This window comes from Sulfitobacter sp., assembly GCF_036961165.1.
Taxonomy (GTDB): domain Bacteria; phylum Pseudomonadota; class Alphaproteobacteria; order Rhodobacterales; family Rhodobacteraceae; genus Sulfitobacter.
Map to the genome: position 1 here is coordinate 1 of NZ_JBALVJ010000012.1, position 18,658 is coordinate 18,658.

An 18,658-nucleotide genomic window follows, 5' to 3' on the forward strand; every position below is an offset into this window, starting at 1 on the left:
TCCATCTTTGGCTAAAGATTAAAGTGTTGCGTCGACCCGTTGAAATCGCCGGACAGAACGGACCTTCGGCGCAGTGCTTTAAATGGCCGCGCCGAACCAAAAAGCAGACAGGTCCGTTGGACACATCGAGTGCAAACTTGACATTCGGGGCATTGGGTTCGAACGACTAAAGTCGGAGAAACTGTGCTTTCGCTGCCGATGCGCCAATGCCCAGTTGGGGGAACCGTTCAACAAACGGGCGCTCTAGGTAGATTAAACGGACGCTACATGCGGGAACAATTGCAGCTTCCCCTGTTTCCTGTGCAAGATACGAAAACGGTCAACAGATTTGCTAGTTATGTACAATCTCGTCGGATGAATAGATTTCTCTTCACACTCGCATAACATGTTCAGGACATTCCATGCAGGCCGATTTCCCCATCGGTGATAGGCGTACCTGTTGCTACGAAGCTGCACCAATAGTCTAGCGACATACGACGAATGACTTCGCGCCGCCCGTGCGCATCATCGAACCAAGTCTGCAGCGTATCGCGCCATTGCCATAGCAGATCGGGGCGCAGCGCATCGGCCTGCCAGTCGTCAACCATCACGATTGGTAGATGCATATAAGCCAAGGAGACGGAATTTTTCCTAATAATCGGAATAGCGCCATTCAGTAGCGTCGACCATGCCTTGGGCGAAGGGTCAAGACCGCCGCCTTCCACACAGAGTACAAAACTGTGGGCCTCGATCTGGGTGAAGAACTGGGCTTCGGGTAACTCGATCTCTGGGTGAGTGGTAAAAGCAGCCCATGGCCCTGTCGCAAGGTCGCTGACCCGTCGCCTAGGTTCCCATTGCGCCCCTTCCCGATGACGGTGAGCACAGAACACCTTTAGAGGGCGCTTGGAAATAGGAGGCACCTCAGGAACAATAATACCACCTTCTGGATAGCCCTTGGGGAACATCAATCCAAGGGGCAACGGCGAAAGTTTGGGGTGTGCCGCTTGGTCCAAGTTCTCAGCATACCAATGCTTTAACTTCGGATGACATAGAATATGATTGATCATATCCCGCTCCGGAACACTGAATTGGCGCCAGCGCGCATCTATCTGCCGAGGAACTGTAGCATCCACCGAGCCGCTGACGAGGACGAAGTCTGCTGATAGCTTTGGTAAGATATCCTCAAAAAAAAATAGAATTGCTTCGAAGGGCGCTCGCAGAGACAGAAAAATGTGGCGTGGATGATCAGTATTGCAGTTCCGGTGCAAATGAACATTCGGCGGCTTCCTATCGCTGAGTATAACCCAGTCGCAGCGACTGGCCAGACCAGTAATGGCATATTGGTCTGCGCCAAAGTTCTTTGGGAAAAGTCGGGTGGAATGCGGCTCAAGGATCATCGGACCTCTCCAGAGTGTTCTGGGACACCAGTACCTGATCACCAAATATGTTGCGACGGAATTATCTAACCAAAACTGTCGTGATCAGATCGACACGATTTCGCCTGCTGAGCGGTTACTAGACCCCAACTATAGTAAAAAGATTTGATCTAGCCCACATGAACAAGTGACTGGGGTGGACTAGTGCTCATTCTGTTTGTCGCGTCGCAGCCTGCTTTTCCCGAAAAGCAAGTCGCTGATTGCATTCAACAACCCCTCGTCTTTGGAAACTTGGGGAATTACCCTATCTGAAGCTGCCAAACTCTCCGATAAAAAAACGCAATTTTTGAAGATTGTGGTTCGCCAGCAATAGCTGCCATTCGCCGCATAGCAGAATTTGGTCAATTCGGGCTCGAAGCCGACCTTCGCTGCGTTTTGGTCGAACCGCAGCTTTCCAGGTCATCTCACTTTTGGATCACTGTCATGATGTGAAGCTGACGTTTCACCGTTAGAGTCACCAGCTTTTGACAGCTCTCAACTGCCCGCTTTTTCTTCCAGCATCAGCCATTCTTCCTCGGCATCGGCCAGCTTTTCGTGGCGCTGCACCAGCGCATCGCTGGCTTTCTGGAACTTGGCGGGCTGTTCGGTAAACAGCGCAGGATCACCCAGCAATTCCTCAAGCTTGGTAATCTCTGCTGTGATGCGTTCAATCTCTGCCGGCAAGGCTTCAAGACGGTGCTTTTCGGTAAAGCTGAGGCCGGTTTGCGTCTTGGGCTTTTGCTGACCCTTCGGCGCAGAGGTCTTTGACTTCACAACACTTTCAGAGAAGTCCTCCATCCCGCGCTGCGCGATATAATCGCTCCAGCCACCAGCATAAACGGTCGCTTTGCCGTCGCCTTCCATGGCGATGGTTGTCGCCGCGACGCGGTCAAGAAAATCACGGTCGTGGCTCACGAGAATAACCGTGCCGTCATAGTTGCCCAGCAGTTCCTGCATCAAGTCCAGCGTCTCAACATCCAGGTCGTTTGTAGGTTCATCGAGCACCAGCAGGTTGCTTTCGCGCGCCATCAGTTTGGCCAACAGCAGGCGCGCCTTTTCCCCACCAGATAGGGAACGGACAGGTGCGCGGGCTTGGGCTTCGTCGAACAGGAATTCTTTGAGGTAACCAACAACGTGCTTAGGATTACCGCGAACCATAATCTGATCCGCCTTACCGCTTACCCGCATGTCAGGATCGCCTGTCAAGCTGTCCCACAGACTCATGTCGCCGTCCAACTGCACACGCGCCTGATCGAATAGCGCAAGCGCAAGATTGGTCCCGATTTTCACCTCACCGCTGTCAGGTTGTTCTTTGCCAATCAACATATTCAACAGCGTGGTTTTACCCACGCCGTTCGGGCCTACAAGCGCGATTCGATCCCCGCGGTTTACCGTCAGTGAGAAGTCATGCAAAATGACTTTATTTCCGAAAACTTTTGTAATTCCAGTCGCTTCCATAACCTTGCGGCCGGATTTAGGCCCCGCATCCAGCGCCATGGCAGCCGTGCCCTGGCGTTTGATCTGGCCTGCCCGTTCGGCGCGCAAATCTTGCAGCGCGCGCACGCGACCTTGGTTACGTGTACGCCGCGCCGAAATACCTTCAACAGCCCAACGAGCCTCCGCTTTGATCTTGCGGTTCAGCTTGTGGCGCTGCATGTCCTCTTCTTCCCAGATCTGGTCACGCCATGCTTCAAACCCTTGAAAGCCGATCTCTTGACGGCGCACAGCACCGCGATCGATCCAAAGGGTTGCACGGGTCAGCGCATTCAGAAACGCGCGGTCGTGGGAGATGATGACATAGGCCGCACGGGTCGATTTCAATTCATCCTCAAGCCATGCGATGGCTTCGATGTCCAAGTGGTTGGTCGGTTCGTCCAGCAGCATCAGTTCAGGCTCAAGCGCCATCAGACGTGCAAGGGCTGCGCGCCGCCGCTCACCGCCGGATGCAGTGGCCACGGGACGTTCAGGATCAAACTTAAGGCCCTCGCCTGCACGCTCGACCTTGTAAAGCTCACCGGGTTCAAGCCCGTGGGAGGCAAAATCGCCAAGCGTTTCGAATCCTGTCAGATCAGGGTCTTGTTCCATGTAGCCGACGCTAACGCCGGGACCGGCGGTGATATCGCCTTTGTCCGCTTCGACAAGCCCGGCCATGACTTTCATCAAGGTGGATTTGCCAGAACCGTTGCGTCCGACCAGCGCCAGACGGTCGCCGGGCTGGACCACAAGCGACAGGTCATCAAATACAGGATCGCCGCCAAATGTGAGGGCGATATCGGAGAGTTGGAGAAGGGGTGCACGTGCCATGCACGCCGCCTACTGTGTGGCCGCGAAAACGTCAATCAGGCAAAATCAAATCAGCGCTCTGAGCAGCCTTTTGCGCGCAGGTGGAATCGCTTCGATCTCAAGCCCAGTGAACACATGCAACGTGCCCATGGCGCGATCCACAACCGCATGATCACTGACCCAGCCCCCCATCATCAGATAGGTGCGTAATAATGGTGGCATGGCCGCATTGGCCCGTTTGATATCCGGCGCCCGATCCAGTTGTGCGGCATAGTTAAAGACATCAGGTGCTCGAATGTCGGGGGCCCAATTCGCAGGTGCCAGATGCCGCGCCTTTAACAGTGCAAAGGCATCCAGATAGGCTGCCGTATCCGTACCAGCAAAAGAGGAGCAGCCAAAAAGCAGGCGTACGCCAGTGGAATTCACGTAAGACGTCAGCGCAGCCCATGCGATGCGTAAAATATCGGGATCCGGATGGTCTGGCGCGATGCAAAACCGCCCCAACTCAAGCATGGGGCCATCAAACGCAGCCAGACGGCTCAGATCATAGTATTGTGCGGCATAGCTCTGGTCGAGTAGCGCTCCACTCAGAACAGACATGCGAAAGGTGGCCAGCAGTTCGTTGCTATCTTGGGCCTGCACCATCACATGTTGGGCACTGTCGTCGAAAGCATCTTCAATCCCGCCAGCAGCGCCGAAGCACCGCGCGCGTAACGCCAGTGAAGCGGTCATATCCGCGTCGCTCTCTACACGGCGCACAATGTAGCGCCCTTTTTGCAAAGGCATCAAGCTGTGTGCGGAACCTGAAAGAGTTTTGCCCGTCATATGGAACAACGGGCTGGAATCAGCCGCTCAGCCCTGCAGGGTTGAACCTGCCAATGTTACCCAGAAGCTGCCGCAGGAAGCCATTGTCACGCACACCCGGTGTGGTCACACGCCGCGCCAACGGTACAACCTGCCCGCGCTCAAGACCGAAGTGTTCGATGTTGGTAACGACGCCTGCTTCATTGAAGCTGATAGCAAGCACCTGCCGCTCGATCTCCTTGGGGGCCAGCGCGCCAATTGTGCGGCGCTGGCTGCGCACATAATAAAAGCCGCTTTCATTCACCACACCGGCTGTCGAAGGGATGCCGATGCTTTCCTCAACAGAGGCGCGCGTATCGACGCCAACGACGATCTGGTCCAGATTTTCCGCAGGCGGCATATATCCGTGATTTTGGTATTGAGGCGTACAAGCTGCAAGGCCGCCAGCCAGAGCGGCGCCGAGCAGCACACGCCGCACAATCACCGTGTTGTCGAAGATACCCATGGTACTGCCCCTTGCCCTTAACCTGTATGGCTTTTATCTCGCATATACCAAATGCGCCCTATGGTTCAAGAAACGAAAGCACAAGCTCATGTCTCCTACACCCTCAAGTGCGACCAGTTTGCGCGTTGCAAGCCTGTCCCAAACCTCGCCGAACCCATTCTCGCTGCGTCCTGACGCGGCCACGCTCGCCGCTTTGGCCCAAGGTATGGAGCTGAGCGGGCTGCGCAAATTATCCTTTCAAGGTGCGTTGCATCCTATGGGAGACAGTGATTGGCAGTTGCGTGGCCGTCTGGGCGCAACCGTCACCCAGCCCTGCGTTGTCACGCTTGAGCCAGTCACGACGCGCATTGATAAAAATGTCTTGCGCACATTCATTCGCGATTACGTCGATATCGACGCGCCAGAGGTTGAGGTGCCCGAAGATGACAGCGTTGAGCCTCTGGGCGCATGGATCGACCCCGCAATTGTCATGGAAGAAGAGCTAGCGCTCGCCCTGCCCCAATATCCGCGCAAGATAGAAACCGAGATTGCGCCGGTCCGCGTCACCGAACCGGGCAAAAAACCCATGAGCGACGAGGAAGCGCGCCCATTCGCGGGCCTCGCGGCGTTTAAACAGCAGCTTGAGGATGACGCAGATAGCTGAGCAGGCTTTGCCCCCCTCACAGGTGGCAAAAACCGGCTTGTAATTGAGCCTTTTCGCAGTATTTTGCGCCGTTCCAACGAAATAGCGTTGGACAAGCGACCGCCACTTGCCTAAACGCACCACACGCCCGTATGGGAGTTGATCCGAAACACGGCCCGCCGCAGCAGATCTGCGAATTATGGCCCCGAATACAAAGGCACCAGACATGGCTGTCCAGCAGAATAAAGTATCCAAATCGCGCCGCAACAACCGCCGCTCCCACGATTCGCTGACAGCAGCGAACCCGAACGAGTGCACCAACTGTGGTGAGCTGAAGCGTCCACATCACGTTTGTGCGTCCTGCGGTCACTACGCCGACAAAGAAGTTGTGGCTCAGATCGACGAGATTGATCTCGAAGACGACGCGGCGTAAGCTGCACGCCTGAACAATTGGCAACTCAAAGGCATTCGCAGCAGATGACGGCCCCGACCGATCAGAAAACCGCGAACGCCCGCACCCTCATCTCGGTCGACGCGATGGGGGGGGATCAGGGACCGGCAGCTGTTGTTGCCGGTTGCCTCAAGTCGGCCAAAAAAAATCCCGATCTTTCCTTTGTTTTACACGGTCCCGAAGCGCAATTGCGCGCTCTTGTAGCAAAGCATCCCGCCCTTGAAGGACGTACATTGATCCGCGACGCCGTCGGTGTTGTGACAATGGAAGACAAACCAAGCCATGTTGTGCGCTCTGGCAAGGACACGTCAATGTGGTCGGCCATAGAATCCGTGCGCACAGGTGAGGCCAGCGTGGCCGTATCTTGTGGCAACACGGGCGCGCTGATGGCGTTGTCAATGATCCGCTTGCGCAAGTTGCCCGGCGTGAACCGGCCCGCCATTGCCGTGCTCTACCCCTCCTCCAACGCGCAGGGGTTCAATGTGATGTTGGATGTTGGTGCGGATATCCGTGCCGATGCGGATGACCTGCTACGTTTCGCGCTTATGGGAATGTCCTACGCGCGCAACGGCCTGAACCTGCAAACGCCACGCATCGGTCTGTTGAACGTTGGTACCGAAGAACACAAAGGCCGCATCGAGCTTAAAGAAGCACATGACCTGATTCGCGATCATCAGGACGAAGCCGGCTATGAATTTGTCGGATTCGTCGAAGGCGGAGATATCTCGGGCGACACAGCCGACGTGATCGTCACCGATGGATTTACCGGCAACATTGCAATCAAGACAGGCGAAGGCACTGCCAGCCTGATTGGCCAGCGCCTGCGCGAAGCGTTCAAATATTCCATCCTGTCACGCCTCGCTTCTCTGCTGGCCTATACCTCTCTTATGCGTCTGCGCGAAAAGATTGATCCGCGCCGCGTGAACGGCGGTGTGTTCTTGGGCCTGAACGGGACAGTGGTGAAATCCCACGGCTCGGCAGACGCGACAGGTATTGCCGCGGCCATTAGATTGGCCGCTCAACTGGTCGAGAACGGCTTTAACGACAAGCTGGCCGCGCGGGTTGCCGCCGCCCTGCCGACAGAGGAGCCGACATCCGAATGACGATACGCGCAGTTGTAAAAGGTATCGGGCACTACCTGCCCAAACGGGTTGTAGAGAACGCCGAATTCGAGGCGACTCTAGAGACGAATGACGAATGGATTCGCTCCCGTTCAGGAATTGAACGTCGCCATTTCGCGGGCGAAGGCGAGACGACATCAAGCATGGCCACCGCCGCCGCTGAGGCTGCCCTTGCGATGGCGGGCCTGGATGCAAATGATATCGACGCGGTGATTGTTGCCACCTCCACCGCCGATCTGACCTTTCCTTCTGCAGCGACAATGGTGCAGGCGCAGCTTGGCATGAAATCCGGATTTGCCTTTGATATCCAAGCGGTATGTGCCGGTTTCATCTTTGCGCTCAGCAATGCTAACGCCCTGATCCTGTCGGGTCAGGCGCGTCGCGTGCTGGTGATTGGCGCCGAAACTTTCAGCCGGATCATGGACTGGACCGACCGCAGCACCTGTGTGCTGTTTGGCGATGGCGCAGGCGCGCTGGTGCTTGAAGCCGAAGAAGGCGCAGGCACATCCGATGACCGCGGCATCCTTTCCACCGATCTGAATTCTGACGGCACCCACCGCGACCTGCTTTATGTCGACGGCGGCAGTTCTACGGGCACAACAGGCTACCTGCGCATGCAGGGCAACCAGGTGTTCCGTCATGCTGTCGAGAAGCTGAGCAAGACGGCGACTACAGCCATGGAAGCCGCAGGCGTCAGCGGCGAAGACGTCGATTGGATCGTGCCCCATCAGGCCAACATCCGTATCATTCAGGGCACCGCCAAGAAACTCGGCCTCAGCATGGATAAGGTCGTTGTGACGGTTCAGGACCACGGCAACACCTCTGCTGCCTCCATCCCGCTGGCCCTTTCTGTGGGCGTACAGCGCGGCCAGATCAAACAGGGCAATTTGGTGGTGACCGAAGCCATCGGTGGCGGCCTTGCTTGGGGCGCGGTCGTTCTGCGCTGGTAAGCCCACCCATGGCGGCTCATCGCACAAATGAGCCTAGGATATTGACTTGAGAGCGTAAGCTGGCCAAAGTCTTAGAAAAAATGGGGAATAATATGACAAGCACTACACTGACGCGGATGGATCTGAGCGAAGCTGTATTTCGTGAGGTAGGTCTGTCGCGCAACGAAAGCGCACAGCTGGTTGAAACCGTTCTTGAAGAAATGTCCGATGCGCTGGTCCGTGGCGAACAGGTCAAGATTTCGTCGTTCGGCACATTTTCGGTCCGCGATAAATCCGCGCGCATCGGTCGCAATCCTAAAACCGGCGAAGAGGTCCCGATCAACCCGCGCCGCGTGCTGACGTTCCGTCCCTCGCATCTGATGAAAGATCGTGTTGCCGACGGGAACAAGTCCTGAACTGATGCCCAAATCGCCTGACGCTTTCCGTACAATCTCTGAAGTTGCAGAATGGCTTGGCATCCAAGCCCATGTGCTGCGCTTTTGGGAGAGCAAGTTTACTCAAGTAAAACCGATCAAACGTGCCGGCGGCAGACGCTACTACCGGCCCGCCGATATGCTGCTACTCGGTGGTATCAAACGGTTGTTACATGATGACGGATTAACGATCAAAGGCGTCCAGAAAATCCTGCGCGAAGAAGGGATGAGCCATGTGGCTGCCCTTTCAGTACCGCTAGACGATGCTGACGTTGAGGTGCAGGCCTCGTCCAAGAAGCCGGACCCGCAGCCTTCGCCGGAACCGGAATCAAAACCGGTTGCTGTCGTGCTGCCGTTTGAAGCTCCGAAAGAGGCCAAGCAAGACACACCACCGGACGCCTCTGAGCAAGAGAGCGCGCCAGAAGAGCCTGTTCAAGAACTGGTGGATACAGCCCTAGAGCCCGAGACTGAGCTAGAAGAACCTGCTGATAGTGCCGCAGTCGACGTCGAACCAGCCTCTGTTGAGGATGAGCCGGACCTGTCGGCGCAAGATGAAACTCCTGCTGAGCCTGTTGACTTGACGCCGATCGAGGTTGCGCCAGAGGTGGAGGCAACCGCAGAAGAGCAGCCTGAGGCGGACGCCCCTGTGGAAGTGACGACCACACAGATTGAGGGTATCGCAGAGCCAGAAAGCGAAGATGCGGCCCAATCTGACGCCAATGGTGGCGAGGATGCGCAATCAACCCCGGCCGAAGAGTCCGCATCAGATGAGGACACTGTGGCGGCTGAACCTGCTCAAGATGATCTCGTCGAACCGGATGAGCAGTCTGAAACTCAGGAAACAGCAACCAAAAGCCCCCCAGAGGACCCGGTAGAAGTTGCACAAGAGGAAACTCCCGCTGAAGAAGCCATGGATCCCCTGCCTTCTTTCCTGCAAAAACTCGCAATAGCACAGGCTACGTCCACTGCGGAGGATGCACCTGAGGATGGCGCGCCTGCAGGCCAACCGGAAGCCAAAGCCGCCCCGGAAGCACCTCCCGCGCCCAAGCCGCGCGATATTGGCATGCCGGAGGTGACAGCAGAGCACGATATCCACGCCGACATTGCAACTCTGACCCGTGCCAGCCGCATCCATTCACTGGATGAAGAGACCGCGAACAAAATGCAGCCGCTTTTGGCACAGCTTACGTCACTGCGTGACCGTATGGCAGCGCGTCGGGGTAGCACGCCTTCAAAATCCTGACGGGGAAGCCGAATGGGTGCAATTACCTCTTGCACCGCCCTGTTTATGCGGTATGAACACCTCCATGTCGGGCTATGGCGCAGCCTGGTAGCGCGTCCGTCTGGGGGACGGAAGGTCGCAGGTTCGAGTCCTGCTAGCCCGACCACGACATACGCAAAACGCTCGCATCCCCTCGGTTGCGGGCGTTTTGTGCATCTAGAGACCAGTGACCAAAAGGACGTTTCATGCCCGGCGTAATCCCAAACCAACAGCTTGAAACGATGATCGCGCAAGGCGTGATCGCTGCCGAACCGGCCGTGGATCCTGCACAGATACAACCAGCCAGCCTTGATCTGCGCCTTGGCACCGTGGCTTACCGCGTGCGGGCCTCGTTTCTGGCCGGACGCGGCGCAAAGGTTGCTGACCGGCTGCAAGAGTTCGAGATGCACCGTGTGGACCTGACCCAAGGCGCGGTTCTGGAAAAAGGCGCAGTCTATGTCGTGCCACTGATGGAGCACCTTGCCCTGCCCGACGGTATAAGCGCAGTGGCAAACGCAAAAAGCTCAACCGGCAGGCTCGATCTTCTGACGCGTACCATCACCGATGGCGGGACCGAGTTTGACCGCGTTGCGGCAGGCTACCACGGCCCACTTTACGCCGAAATCTGTCCACGTTCGTTCTCCGTACTGGTGCGTCCGGGTATGCGTCTTAACCAAATCCGCTTTGGTACGGGCGACGCTGTGCTCAGCGACGATGATTTGCGCGCGCTCCACGCGCAGACCCCTCTGGTAGATGGAGAGGCGGTCATTGACGACGGTTTGGGCTTTTCCGTCGATCTGCGGCTCAAGGACACCACGCTGGTGGGCTACCGTGCCAAACCGCACACTGGGGTCATCGATCTGGATAAGATCGGACATTACGCTCCTGTGGATTATTGGGAAGAAGTCCACAGCTCTAACGGTCAGATCATTCTCGATCCCGGCGCGTTCTATATCCTCGTCAGCCGTGAGGCAGTGACCATCCCGCCAGAGTACGCCGCCGAAATGGCACCCTACCTTGCGATGGTGGGCGAATTCCGTGTGCATTACGCGGGCTTCTTCGATCCGGGCTTTGGCCATGATGCCGCAGGCGGTGCTGGTTCACGCGGCGTGCTTGAAGTGCGCTGCCACGAAGCGCCGTTCGTGCTGGAGCATGGTCAGGTTGTGGGCCGGTTGGTCTATGAGCGGATGAGCGAAGCGCCGACCCAGCTTTATGGTGCTGGGATCGCTTCCAACTATCAAGGTCAGGGGCTGAAGCTGTCAAAGCACTTCAAGCTGCCCTGACAATGCCTGAGGTGGGCTAGCCCACCCCACCGATATCTTCTGATACTTTTGGCTAAGCGAATTAGGCTTTAGAGTCACAGTTTTCCTGCGCGGCGCACCATTTTCATCGCCTGTTTAGCCTGATTCGCGCCCTGCCCGCCACCTTGACGCTTTGCGCGACGTGCGGCGCGCACCTCTTCTTGGGTCGGGCCTTTCTGCACAGGATTGCCATAGTCGTCGATTGCCCCCTGTTGCGGCTGCTGTTCCCGTCCATTGCGCAGCGACGATGCCTTGTTCAAGCCCGCGTCGATGCCCTTGTTGAGCAATTTACGCGTCAGTTGACGGATTATCATATTGATGATCTGGTTCATTCTGCTCTCCTCGGTATTTCTGTTTGTTGCCACTATAGCGACAATTGCGGCAATTTTGCGGATTAATCTTCGAATAGTTCGCTCTGACCTTCGGTGCTTTCCAACTCGTCCTCTTCTTTGGTGACTTTCGGCATGAGGCTCGTTCCGGGGCGGCTCTCCAACAGACCGGCAGACCGCAATTCCTTGAGCCCCGGTAGGTCGCGGGCGTTTTCAAGACCGAAGTGATCAAGGAAGCCTTCGGTCACCACGAAAGTCACAGGTCGGCCCGGCGTCATCTTGCGTCGGCCAAAGCGAATCCATTCAAGCTCAAGCAGTTGGTCCACCGTCCCACGAGAGACAGATACGCCGCGTATTTCTTCGATCTCGGCGCGGGTGACGGGCTGGTGGTAGGCAATGATGGCCAATGTCTCGATCGCGGCGCGGCTAAGCTTGCGCACCTCGACAGTCTCTTTTTGCATCAGATAGCCTAGATCAGCAGCGGTGCGCAGAGCATAGGAATCACCGATCTTCATCACATGCACACCGCGACCTTCATAGCGGCGGCGCAGGTAAACCATTGACTCGGCGGCGTCACATCCATGCGGCATCCGGGCCTCCAGTTCGCGCAGTGTCACCGGCTCCGCACTGGCAAACAGGACCGCTTCGATCATGCGCTCTTGCTCTGCTATCGGGGGCGCGTCAAACAGGCTTTCTTCCTCGTGTTCAGTCTCTTCTGACATATACTTAAACCTTCTTGCGCAACTGGATTGGGGCAAAGCTTTCGCTTTGGCGAATTTCCAGATGACCTTCTTTCACCAGCTCCAGCGAGGCCGCAAAGGTGGCCGCCGTGGCCGAGCGACGCTTAATCGGATCGCTTTCCCAGCCTTCGGGCAGATAACTCATGAGATCACCCCAATCGCCTGCATACCCGATCAGCCCCCGCATACGCTCCAACGCCTGCTCCATCGTGAATACCTTTTCGCGGTCCAGAACAAACGGGCGAAAATCATCCCGTGTCCGGGTACGCGCGTAGCCCTGCATCAGATCCAGTAGCGTTGCGGTATAGGTCACGCGCCGGACCCGTTCGACCATCTGCGTCTGGCCGCGCGCAAAGAAGTCGCGCCCGAGTTGATCGCGCGCCATAAGACGTGCGGCCACATCGCGCATCGCTGCAAGCCGTTCCAACTGGAACGCCAGATGCGCGGCCAGCTCCTCGCCCGAGGGGCCCTCTTCGGTTGGGTCAGGAGGCAGCAGCAGACGGGATTTCAGAAATGCCAGCCAAGCGGCCATGACCAGATAATCCGCCGCCAGTTCCAGTCGTAGTGCCTTGGCCTTTTCCACAAACGCGAGGTACTGGCGCGCCAGTTGCAGCACAGAGACCTTGCGCAGGTCCACCTTCTGGGTGCGGCTGAGGGTCAGCAACAGGTCGAGCGGGCCTTCAAACCCGTCCACGTCCACAATCAGCGCCTCGGCCGCCAGCCGCTCCGCTACGGTCGTGCTGTCTTCCTCGAAAAGGTTTTCAGCCATGCAAATCCTCGCCCACAAGCGGCTTAAGCTGCGCATCGAGGGCGGGAATGTCAATATCATCGGGTTTCTGGCGATAGCTGAGCGCGCGCAGGGCGCGGCGCTGTGCAGCATCTGTCATCTCGCCTGCGGCATGGGCCACTTCGGTCCGCTCGGCCAGCGTACCGTTGCAATGCAGGATCACGTCACATCCAGCAGCCAGCGCATCACGGCTCAAATTCCCCAAAGAGCCGGAAAGAGCCTTCATCGAGATGTCATCCGTCATGATCAGATTGTCAAAGCCGATGTCCTCACGGATCACCTTCATCATCCGCGCACTTAAGGTAGCAGGCGCAGAGTCGATGCATTCGTAGACCACATGCGCAGTCATCCCCATTGGCGTATCGCGAAGTGACTTAAAGGGGGCGAAATCCACTCGTTCAAGCTCATCACGGATAGCAGTAACGCGGGGCAATTCGAAATGGCTGTCTGCAGTCGCAAGGCCGTGGCCAGGGATGTGTTTTATGACGGGCAACACACCGCCAGCCAGCATCCCGTCATTTGCCGCCTGCCCCATCAGCGCGATGCTACGCGCATCACGTCCGTAGCATCGATTATACAGAAACTCATGCGTATTGCCCCGCGGCACGTCAACCATAGGCGCACAGTTGCTGTCGATGCCAAGGTCATAAAGCTCATGCGCAATCAGCCGAAAGCGGATGTACATGGCCTCTGCCGCATTTTCACCTGCAGCCTGCACAAAGTTCATTGGCGGCAACCATTCGCGCCATCTTGGCGCGCGCAGACGCTGCACACGGCCGCCTTCCTGATCAATGGTGATGGGCGCGTGGCGGCCAACGGCTTCGCGGAAATCATCACACAGCGCGCGCACCTGATCGGGGGTATCGATGTTGCGGGCAAAAAGGATGAACCCGAAAGGGTTCACATCGCGAAACAGGGCTTTTTCTTCGGCATTCAGGCGAAGACCTTCGGCATCAAGGATCGTGGCGCCAAAGCGCGCTGTTGGCCCGCTCACCGTGTCACCACAGGGATACAATCCACGCTTTCGGCCACAAGTGCCGAACAGAAGCGACGGGCATCGCCGATATCTTCAAAGCCGTGCGCACGCAAACGGTAGAACGTGCGGCCACCGGATTTAGCCTCCATCACGATCCGCTGCTTACCTTCCATGAAGGGCGCGAAGCGAGAATTAAGCTTGCCCCATTGGGCGCGCGCAATCTCGGGAGAGTCGAAAGCGCCAAGCTGGACCAGCCGTGTTCCTGTAGGCAGGCTTGCCGCGTCCATTTCAGTGGCGGTGCTCGCAGATGCCACAGCAGGAGTTGCAGCCGCGGCGCGGTTCGCCCGCTTAGGCCGCAAGGACGGACGCAGCGAAACGCGCAGTCCACTTGCCGATTGAGGCATCGCTTGCACTTCAACAGAGGCCAGAACAGGGACGCTCTCTGCGTCAACCGCATCCATAGGTGTCACGCCTTGGGTCAATTGCGCCACAAGGTCTTCTACCGAACCGCTCTCAAGTGCGGCGAGAATATCATCACCCGAAGGCGTGTCGGCCTCTGGGGTATCGAACATCGCTGCGTCTTCAATCTCTGGCATCGGCTGGTCTTCTTCAGCGAGCGCAATGGGCTCCGGCGCCAAATGCAGTTCTTCTGCGCGCTCATCAGAAGACCCGACGGCCGCAATAGTGTTTACAGAAAGACCCTGGTGTTGGGCAAAATCGCCGCCCGGCTCTTCAGGCCGCACACGCATATCACCGGCAGCAGCGCGCACCACGGGGATGCCGCTTACATCGCGGACCAACAGCTTGTAACCCCAAACGCCTACGCCAACGACCAGCGCCAGCGATACGACTGCGCCGGTAAGGTTTGTCAGTTTGCCGATTGAAGACCCTTGCGCCACTGCATACTCGGGATGCACATGTGGCGCATAGCCCCCCTGGGGGGTCTGTGTGTAATCTGCCATCTTTGCCTCTCAGCCCGCGCAGTACATTGCCGCACGGATCTTATGTTGGTTGCCTGTGCCCTGCAGCGGCCGCTTAACGCATTTCTTCCGCAGGAGTTACGCCGAGGATACCCAAGCCGGCTGCAATTACAATCGCTACCGCCCGCGCAAGGGCGATTTTCGCTTGCGATGTTGCAGGATCGTCCTCTTGAATGAAGCGCAGACTTGTATCGGCATTGCCCAAATTCCAGAAGCCGTGCAAATCCCCCGCAAGTTCATACAGATAGAAGGCGACGCGGTGCGGCTCATTGCTGCGCGCAGCGGTTTCGATCAGGCGCGGCCATTCTGCCACTTTGCGCAACAACGCCAGCTCTGCAGGATGGTCCAGCTTGCTCAGGTCCGCCGCCTTCAGGGCAGCATCGCTCACGTCGATGCCTGCCTCAGCGGCTTTGCGCATAACGCTGGCGACCCGTGCATGGGCGTATTGAACGTAGAAAACAGGGTTCTCGCGTGACTGCTCCATCACCTTGGAAAAGTCGAAATCCAGCGGCGCATCGTTCTTGCGCGTGAGCATGACGAAACGGGTCACATCACTGCCGACCTCATCAATCAGGTCGCGCAGCGTGACAAAGTTTCCTGCACGCTTGGACATCTTGAATTCTTCGCCGTTCTTGAACAGCTTCACTAGCTGCGTCAACTTGATATCGAGCGGCACCTTACCCCCCGACAAAGCATGCACAGCCGCTTTCATCCGCTTGACGTAGCCACCGTGATCGGCGCCAAAGACGTTGATCAGCGCGTCATAGCCACGCTCGACCTTGTCGTTATGATAAGCGATGTCAGGTGCGAAATACGTCCATGCACCATCGTTCTTTTTAATCGGGCGGTCTTGGTCATCGCCAAAATCGGTTGATTTGAACAGGGTCTGCTCGCGCGCTTCCCAATCGTCGGGCAGCTTGCCTTTTGGCGGCTCCAGCGTGCCGGTATAGATCAGCCCCATATCATCGAGCTTTTGCAGGCAGGCTTCGATCTTGCCAGTGTTGTACAAAGATTTTTCCGAGAAGAACCGGTCCATCTTCACACCAAGCAGAGCAAGATCCTCACGGATCAGCTCCATCATCTCGTCCGTGGCAAAGTTGCGGATCGGGTCGAGCCAAACTTCTTCGGGCTGACCGATATATTTCTCGCCGACTTCAGCCTTCAGTTTTTCACCGACGGGGATGAGGTAATCGCCAGGATAAGTGCCATCAGGAAAGGCGACCTCCTGCCCGTGCGCCTCAAGGTAGCGCAGGTAAACAGACCGCGCGAGCGCGTCGATTTGGTTGCCACCGTCGTTGATCACATATTCACGGGTCACATCCCAGCCGGCGTAGGCCAACAAGCTTGCCAGCGCATCGCCAAACACAGCACCACGGGTGTGACCCACGTGCAGCGGGCCAGTAGGGTTGGCCGAGACATATTCAACGTTCACGCGTTTGCCAGCACCCAGCGTGCCACGGCCATAGTCCGTGCCATTCGCAAGCACATCTTGCGCAACACCCTGCCAGACAGATGGCGCGAGCCGCAGGTTCAAAAAGCCGGGACCAGCAACTTCGGCGCTGGTGATGCGTGGATCTACCACCAGCAATGCCGCAAGCTTTTCAGCAATATCGCGCAGCTTCATGCCGGCAGGCTTGGCCAGCACCATGGCTGCGTTGGTGGCCATATCGCCGTGTGCCGCGTCTCGTGGCGGCTCTGCCGTGACATTATCGGTGGACAGACCGGCGGGCAGATCGCCAGCGGCTACCATCGCGTCAAGCGCGCTCACAACAAGGGTACGAATATCGGCAAAAAGGTTCATTTTGGTGCTCTCAGGGTAATCGTCGGTTTCCATGTACCACCTGAGCGCCCCGCGTCAATCAAAGCCGCAGTTCTGATCCACTCACTGATCCAAGCGTTCCGGACAAAAGCCCCACCACGGCGGTGCGCGCAGGCCTCACGGCGTTCTCGCCGACGTTGATCAGGTTAAGGCGGATGCCGTCGCGGCGCAGCGCGTGGGCTAAGGCAGCTTGTGCCGACAGCAGCGCAGGCGCCATAGCGCCGGTGGCCACATCCAAGGGCTGCTCGGGACGTGCAACAACACTGACGATCTGTCCGTCACGCGCGCCCAGCGCCGGCATAAATCCTTGCACGATGCCCTGCAGCACTGCGATATTCAGGTCAATCTTGTCAGAATGGCGCAGCGGCATCAGGTTGAGCACGGCATCCAGACGCGCCTCTCCCCATGCACGGCCAATCCGGCGCAGCGCCTCGTCGGGGGTGCCTTTGAGCGTGATCGGCACAACCCCACCTATCTGGCTAAGGCTTTCGGTATCGCTGTCGGCCACCACCACCTGAGCACCAGAGGCAGCAAGCGCACGCGCCATGCTACGCCCAAAGCTGCAGCACGCGCCCAGCACCATGATCCGTTTGCCTTGCAGAATCAGCGCAGGCTTTTTTGTGGTTTGTTTTTCAGTATCAAGCATTTTTCATCCCCTCATCGTCGGGTGGCCACCTGCACGCGGCGTATCGCCGATCAAGCGCTCATGTTCCTGAAGCGCAAAACGGTCGGTCATGCCGGCAATGTAGTCAGCCACAATCCGTGCAAGCATTGTACGATCTGTACCAGCTGCAGCAATAGAATTTGCCCAATCGGCGGGCATCAGCGCAGGCTGCTCCAAAAACAGCCGGAACAAACTTTCGACCACGCCTGTCACCTCGGCGCGTATCTTCATGACAGCGGGCGCGCGGTACATACGGGTGAACAGAAAGCGCCGGATCTCCCCAAGTTGCTGCCACATCGTGTCAGAGAAGCGGATCACCGGATGCCCCAGAAGGCGGATCGCCTGCGCATCTTTGGCATCCGCGAGGACAAGCGCATGGCGCGACGTCTCTATCACATCAGAGACCATCACCCCGAACACACGGCGCAGCGCCTCATGGCGGCGGCGGTACGGGTCCAGATCGAGATAAAGCGCGTCGACCTCTGCATAGGCCGCCCCGACCAACGAAAGTACCGCAATATCTTCATCGTTAAAAAGGCCCGCGCGCAAGCCATCATGCAGGTCATGGTTGTTGTAGGCGATATCATCCGCAAGGGCTGCCACCTGTGCTTCTGCACTGGCGTGGGTATGCAGCTCCAGATCATGCTGCGCGTTGTAGTCGGCAAGTGCTTGCGGCAGTTCACCCACTACGGGGCCGTTATGCTTGGCGATGCCCTCCAGCGTTTCCCATGTAAGGTTCAGCCCGTCAAAATCCGCATAGTGCCGCTCCAACGAGGTGACGATCTTGATCGCCTGCGCGTTGTGGTCAAAGCCACCGTAAGGCTCCATCAACGCGTGCAGCGCATCCTCTCCGGTGTGGCCAAAGGGAGGATGTCCCAGATCATGGGCAAGCGCTACCGCCTCGGTCAGCTCCACATTCAGATAAAGCGCCCCAGCGATGGTGCGCGCCACCTGCGCCACTTCGATCGAATGGGTCAGCCGCGTGCGATAGTAATCACCCTCATGCTCAACGAAGACTTGCGTCTTGTGTTTAAGCCGACGAAAGGCACTGGAATGGATGATCCGGTCACGGTCACGCTGGAAGCAGGAGCGGAAGCTGCTCTCTTGTTCGTGTACACGCCGGCCACGGGCGAGGTCTGGATCGGAGGCGAAGGATGCACGCATCTGGCAGGTCTCCTTTGACACAGCGCTTGTACCACGCTTTGTCAGTTTCTATATTACGCATAAGGCCCAATGGAAACACACTGCGGAGACCCAA

General features: G+C 57.4%; 19 protein-coding genes and 1 tRNA gene. 8 read left to right on the forward strand and 12 right to left on the reverse strand.

The window, feature by feature from the left end:
* Positions 1-389: 389 nt before the first annotated feature.
* The 4 genes from V7730_RS07805 to V7730_RS07820 all read right to left on the reverse strand — a co-directional run bounded on the left by V7730_RS07805 (position 390) and on the right by V7730_RS07820 (position 4,986).
* Positions 390-1,376: a hypothetical protein gene (locus V7730_RS07805; protein ID WP_335747040.1), complete on the reverse strand. Its 987-nt coding sequence runs from the start codon at positions 1,374-1,376 to the stop codon at positions 390-392.
* A 513-nt stretch (positions 1,377-1,889) separates the two neighbouring features.
* Positions 1,890-3,698 (reverse strand): ABC-F family ATP-binding cassette domain-containing protein, encoded by a 1,809-nt coding sequence (locus V7730_RS07810; RefSeq protein ID WP_335747041.1) that lies wholly within the window; start codon positions 3,696-3,698, stop codon positions 1,890-1,892.
* A gap of 45 nt (positions 3,699-3,743) precedes the next feature.
* Entirely contained in the window at positions 3,744-4,463 is a 720-nt protein-coding gene (locus V7730_RS07815) for a GNAT family N-acetyltransferase (protein WP_335747042.1), read from the reverse strand.
* 58 nt (positions 4,464-4,521) lie between these two features.
* The gene (locus V7730_RS07820; RefSeq protein ID WP_335747043.1) at positions 4,522-4,986 is read right to left on the reverse strand and encodes an outer membrane protein assembly factor BamE; all 465 of its coding nucleotides are present in this window, start codon (positions 4,984-4,986) and stop codon (positions 4,522-4,524) included.
* An 88-nt stretch (positions 4,987-5,074) separates the two neighbouring features.
* On the opposite strand from V7730_RS07820, the gene V7730_RS07825 reads away from it, so the two are divergent.
* The 8 genes from V7730_RS07825 to V7730_RS07860 all read left to right on the forward strand — a co-directional run bounded on the left by V7730_RS07825 (position 5,075) and on the right by V7730_RS07860 (position 11,087).
* On the forward strand, positions 5,075-5,629 hold the full coding sequence (locus V7730_RS07825) for a YceD family protein (RefSeq protein ID WP_335747044.1): 555 nt from the start codon (positions 5,075-5,077) through the stop codon (positions 5,627-5,629).
* Between the two features lie 205 nt (positions 5,630-5,834).
* Positions 5,835-6,041: a 50S ribosomal protein L32 gene (rpmF, locus tag V7730_RS07830; protein ID WP_335747045.1), complete on the forward strand. Its 207-nt coding sequence runs from the start codon at positions 5,835-5,837 to the stop codon at positions 6,039-6,041.
* 44 nt (positions 6,042-6,085) lie between these two features.
* Complete coding sequence (plsX, locus tag V7730_RS07835) at positions 6,086-7,162, forward strand: phosphate acyltransferase PlsX (RefSeq protein ID WP_335747046.1); 1,077 nt, start codon at positions 6,086-6,088, stop codon at positions 7,160-7,162.
* Complete coding sequence (locus tag V7730_RS07840) at positions 7,159-8,130, forward strand: beta-ketoacyl-ACP synthase III (protein WP_335747047.1); 972 nt, start codon at positions 7,159-7,161, stop codon at positions 8,128-8,130. The genes plsX and V7730_RS07840 overlap by 4 nt, the downstream gene beginning before the upstream one ends.
* Before the next feature lie 92 nt (positions 8,131-8,222).
* Positions 8,223-8,525: an integration host factor subunit alpha gene (ihfA, locus tag V7730_RS07845; protein WP_299023599.1), complete on the forward strand. Its 303-nt coding sequence runs from the start codon at positions 8,223-8,225 to the stop codon at positions 8,523-8,525.
* A 4-nt stretch (positions 8,526-8,529) separates the two neighbouring features.
* Positions 8,530-9,786: a MerR family transcriptional regulator gene (locus V7730_RS07850; protein WP_335747048.1), complete on the forward strand. Its 1,257-nt coding sequence runs from the start codon at positions 8,530-8,532 to the stop codon at positions 9,784-9,786.
* A gap of 68 nt (positions 9,787-9,854) precedes the next feature.
* A tRNA-Pro gene (locus V7730_RS07855) sits at positions 9,855-9,931 on the forward strand.
* Between the two features lie 79 nt (positions 9,932-10,010).
* The gene (locus tag V7730_RS07860) at positions 10,011-11,087 is read left to right on the forward strand and encodes a 2'-deoxycytidine 5'-triphosphate deaminase (protein ID WP_335747049.1); all 1,077 of its coding nucleotides are present in this window, start codon (positions 10,011-10,013) and stop codon (positions 11,085-11,087) included.
* Between the two features lie 74 nt (positions 11,088-11,161).
* On the opposite strand, the gene V7730_RS07865 is transcribed toward V7730_RS07860, so the two are convergent.
* The 8 genes from V7730_RS07865 to V7730_RS07900 form a co-directional block, all read right to left on the reverse strand.
* Positions 11,162-11,437: a hypothetical protein gene (locus V7730_RS07865; protein ID WP_335747050.1), complete on the reverse strand. Its 276-nt coding sequence runs from the start codon at positions 11,435-11,437 to the stop codon at positions 11,162-11,164.
* Positions 11,438-11,499: 62 nt separating this feature from the next.
* Positions 11,500-12,156 (reverse strand): SMC-Scp complex subunit ScpB, encoded by a 657-nt coding sequence (gene scpB, locus V7730_RS07870; protein WP_335747051.1) that lies wholly within the window; start codon positions 12,154-12,156, stop codon positions 11,500-11,502.
* Positions 12,157-12,160: 4 nt separating this feature from the next.
* Positions 12,161-12,943: a segregation and condensation protein A gene (locus V7730_RS07875; RefSeq protein ID WP_335747052.1), complete on the reverse strand. Its 783-nt coding sequence runs from the start codon at positions 12,941-12,943 to the stop codon at positions 12,161-12,163.
* The gene (gene nagZ, locus V7730_RS07880; RefSeq protein WP_335747053.1) at positions 12,936-13,955 is read right to left on the reverse strand and encodes a beta-N-acetylhexosaminidase; all 1,020 of its coding nucleotides are present in this window, start codon (positions 13,953-13,955) and stop codon (positions 12,936-12,938) included. The genes V7730_RS07875 and nagZ overlap by 8 nt, the downstream gene beginning before the upstream one ends.
* Positions 13,952-14,899: an SPOR domain-containing protein gene (locus V7730_RS07885; protein ID WP_335747054.1), complete on the reverse strand. Its 948-nt coding sequence runs from the start codon at positions 14,897-14,899 to the stop codon at positions 13,952-13,954. The genes nagZ and V7730_RS07885 overlap by 4 nt, the downstream gene beginning before the upstream one ends.
* A gap of 73 nt (positions 14,900-14,972) precedes the next feature.
* On the reverse strand, positions 14,973-16,718 hold the full coding sequence (gene argS / locus V7730_RS07890; protein ID WP_335747117.1) for an arginine--tRNA ligase: 1,746 nt from the start codon (positions 16,716-16,718) through the stop codon (positions 14,973-14,975).
* A gap of 58 nt (positions 16,719-16,776) precedes the next feature.
* Positions 16,777-17,382 carry a hypothetical protein gene (locus tag V7730_RS07895; RefSeq protein ID WP_335747055.1) on the reverse strand — a complete coding sequence of 202 codons (606 nt, stop codon included), beginning with the start codon at positions 17,380-17,382 and terminating at the stop codon, positions 16,777-16,779.
* Between the two features lie 3 nt (positions 17,383-17,385).
* Positions 17,386-18,564 carry a deoxyguanosinetriphosphate triphosphohydrolase gene (locus tag V7730_RS07900; RefSeq protein WP_335747056.1) on the reverse strand — a complete coding sequence of 393 codons (1,179 nt, stop codon included), beginning with the start codon at positions 18,562-18,564 and terminating at the stop codon, positions 17,386-17,388.
* Positions 18,565-18,658: the final 94 nt, after the last annotated feature.

Coding starts and splice junctions, on each gene's coding strand:
- V7730_RS07805 (WP_335747040.1), bottom strand. CDS start 1,376: ATGATCCTTGAGCCGCATTCCACCCGACTTTTCCCAAAGAACTTTGGC.
- V7730_RS07810 (WP_335747041.1), bottom strand. CDS start 3,698: ATGGCACGTGCACCCCTTCTCCAACTCTCCGATATCGCCCTCACATTT.
- V7730_RS07815 (WP_335747042.1), bottom strand. CDS start 4,463: ATGCCTTTGCAAAAAGGGCGCTACATTGTGCGCCGTGTAGAGAGCGAC.
- V7730_RS07820 (WP_335747043.1), bottom strand. CDS start 4,986: ATGGGTATCTTCGACAACACGGTGATTGTGCGGCGTGTGCTGCTCGGC.
- V7730_RS07825 (WP_335747044.1), top strand. CDS start 5,075: ATGTCTCCTACACCCTCAAGTGCGACCAGTTTGCGCGTTGCAAGCCTG.
- rpmF (WP_335747045.1), top strand. CDS start 5,835: ATGGCTGTCCAGCAGAATAAAGTATCCAAATCGCGCCGCAACAACCGC.
- plsX (WP_335747046.1), top strand. CDS start 6,086: ATGACGGCCCCGACCGATCAGAAAACCGCGAACGCCCGCACCCTCATC.
- V7730_RS07840 (WP_335747047.1), top strand. CDS start 7,159: ATGACGATACGCGCAGTTGTAAAAGGTATCGGGCACTACCTGCCCAAA.
- ihfA (WP_299023599.1), top strand. CDS start 8,223: ATGACAAGCACTACACTGACGCGGATGGATCTGAGCGAAGCTGTATTT.
- V7730_RS07850 (WP_335747048.1), top strand. CDS start 8,530: ATGCCCAAATCGCCTGACGCTTTCCGTACAATCTCTGAAGTTGCAGAA.
- V7730_RS07860 (WP_335747049.1), top strand. CDS start 10,011: ATGCCCGGCGTAATCCCAAACCAACAGCTTGAAACGATGATCGCGCAA.
- V7730_RS07865 (WP_335747050.1), bottom strand. CDS start 11,437: ATGAACCAGATCATCAATATGATAATCCGTCAACTGACGCGTAAATTG.
- scpB (WP_335747051.1), bottom strand. CDS start 12,156: ATGTCAGAAGAGACTGAACACGAGGAAGAAAGCCTGTTTGACGCGCCC.
- V7730_RS07875 (WP_335747052.1), bottom strand. CDS start 12,943: ATGGCTGAAAACCTTTTCGAGGAAGACAGCACGACCGTAGCGGAGCGG.
- V7730_RS07885 (WP_335747054.1), bottom strand. CDS start 14,899: ATGGCAGATTACACACAGACCCCCCAGGGGGGCTATGCGCCACATGTG.
- argS (WP_335747117.1), bottom strand. CDS start 16,718: ATGAACCTTTTTGCCGATATTCGTACCCTTGTTGTGAGCGCGCTTGAC.
- V7730_RS07895 (WP_335747055.1), bottom strand. CDS start 17,382: ATGCTTGATACTGAAAAACAAACCACAAAAAAGCCTGCGCTGATTCTG.
- V7730_RS07900 (WP_335747056.1), bottom strand. CDS start 18,564: ATGCGTGCATCCTTCGCCTCCGATCCAGACCTCGCCCGTGGCCGGCGT.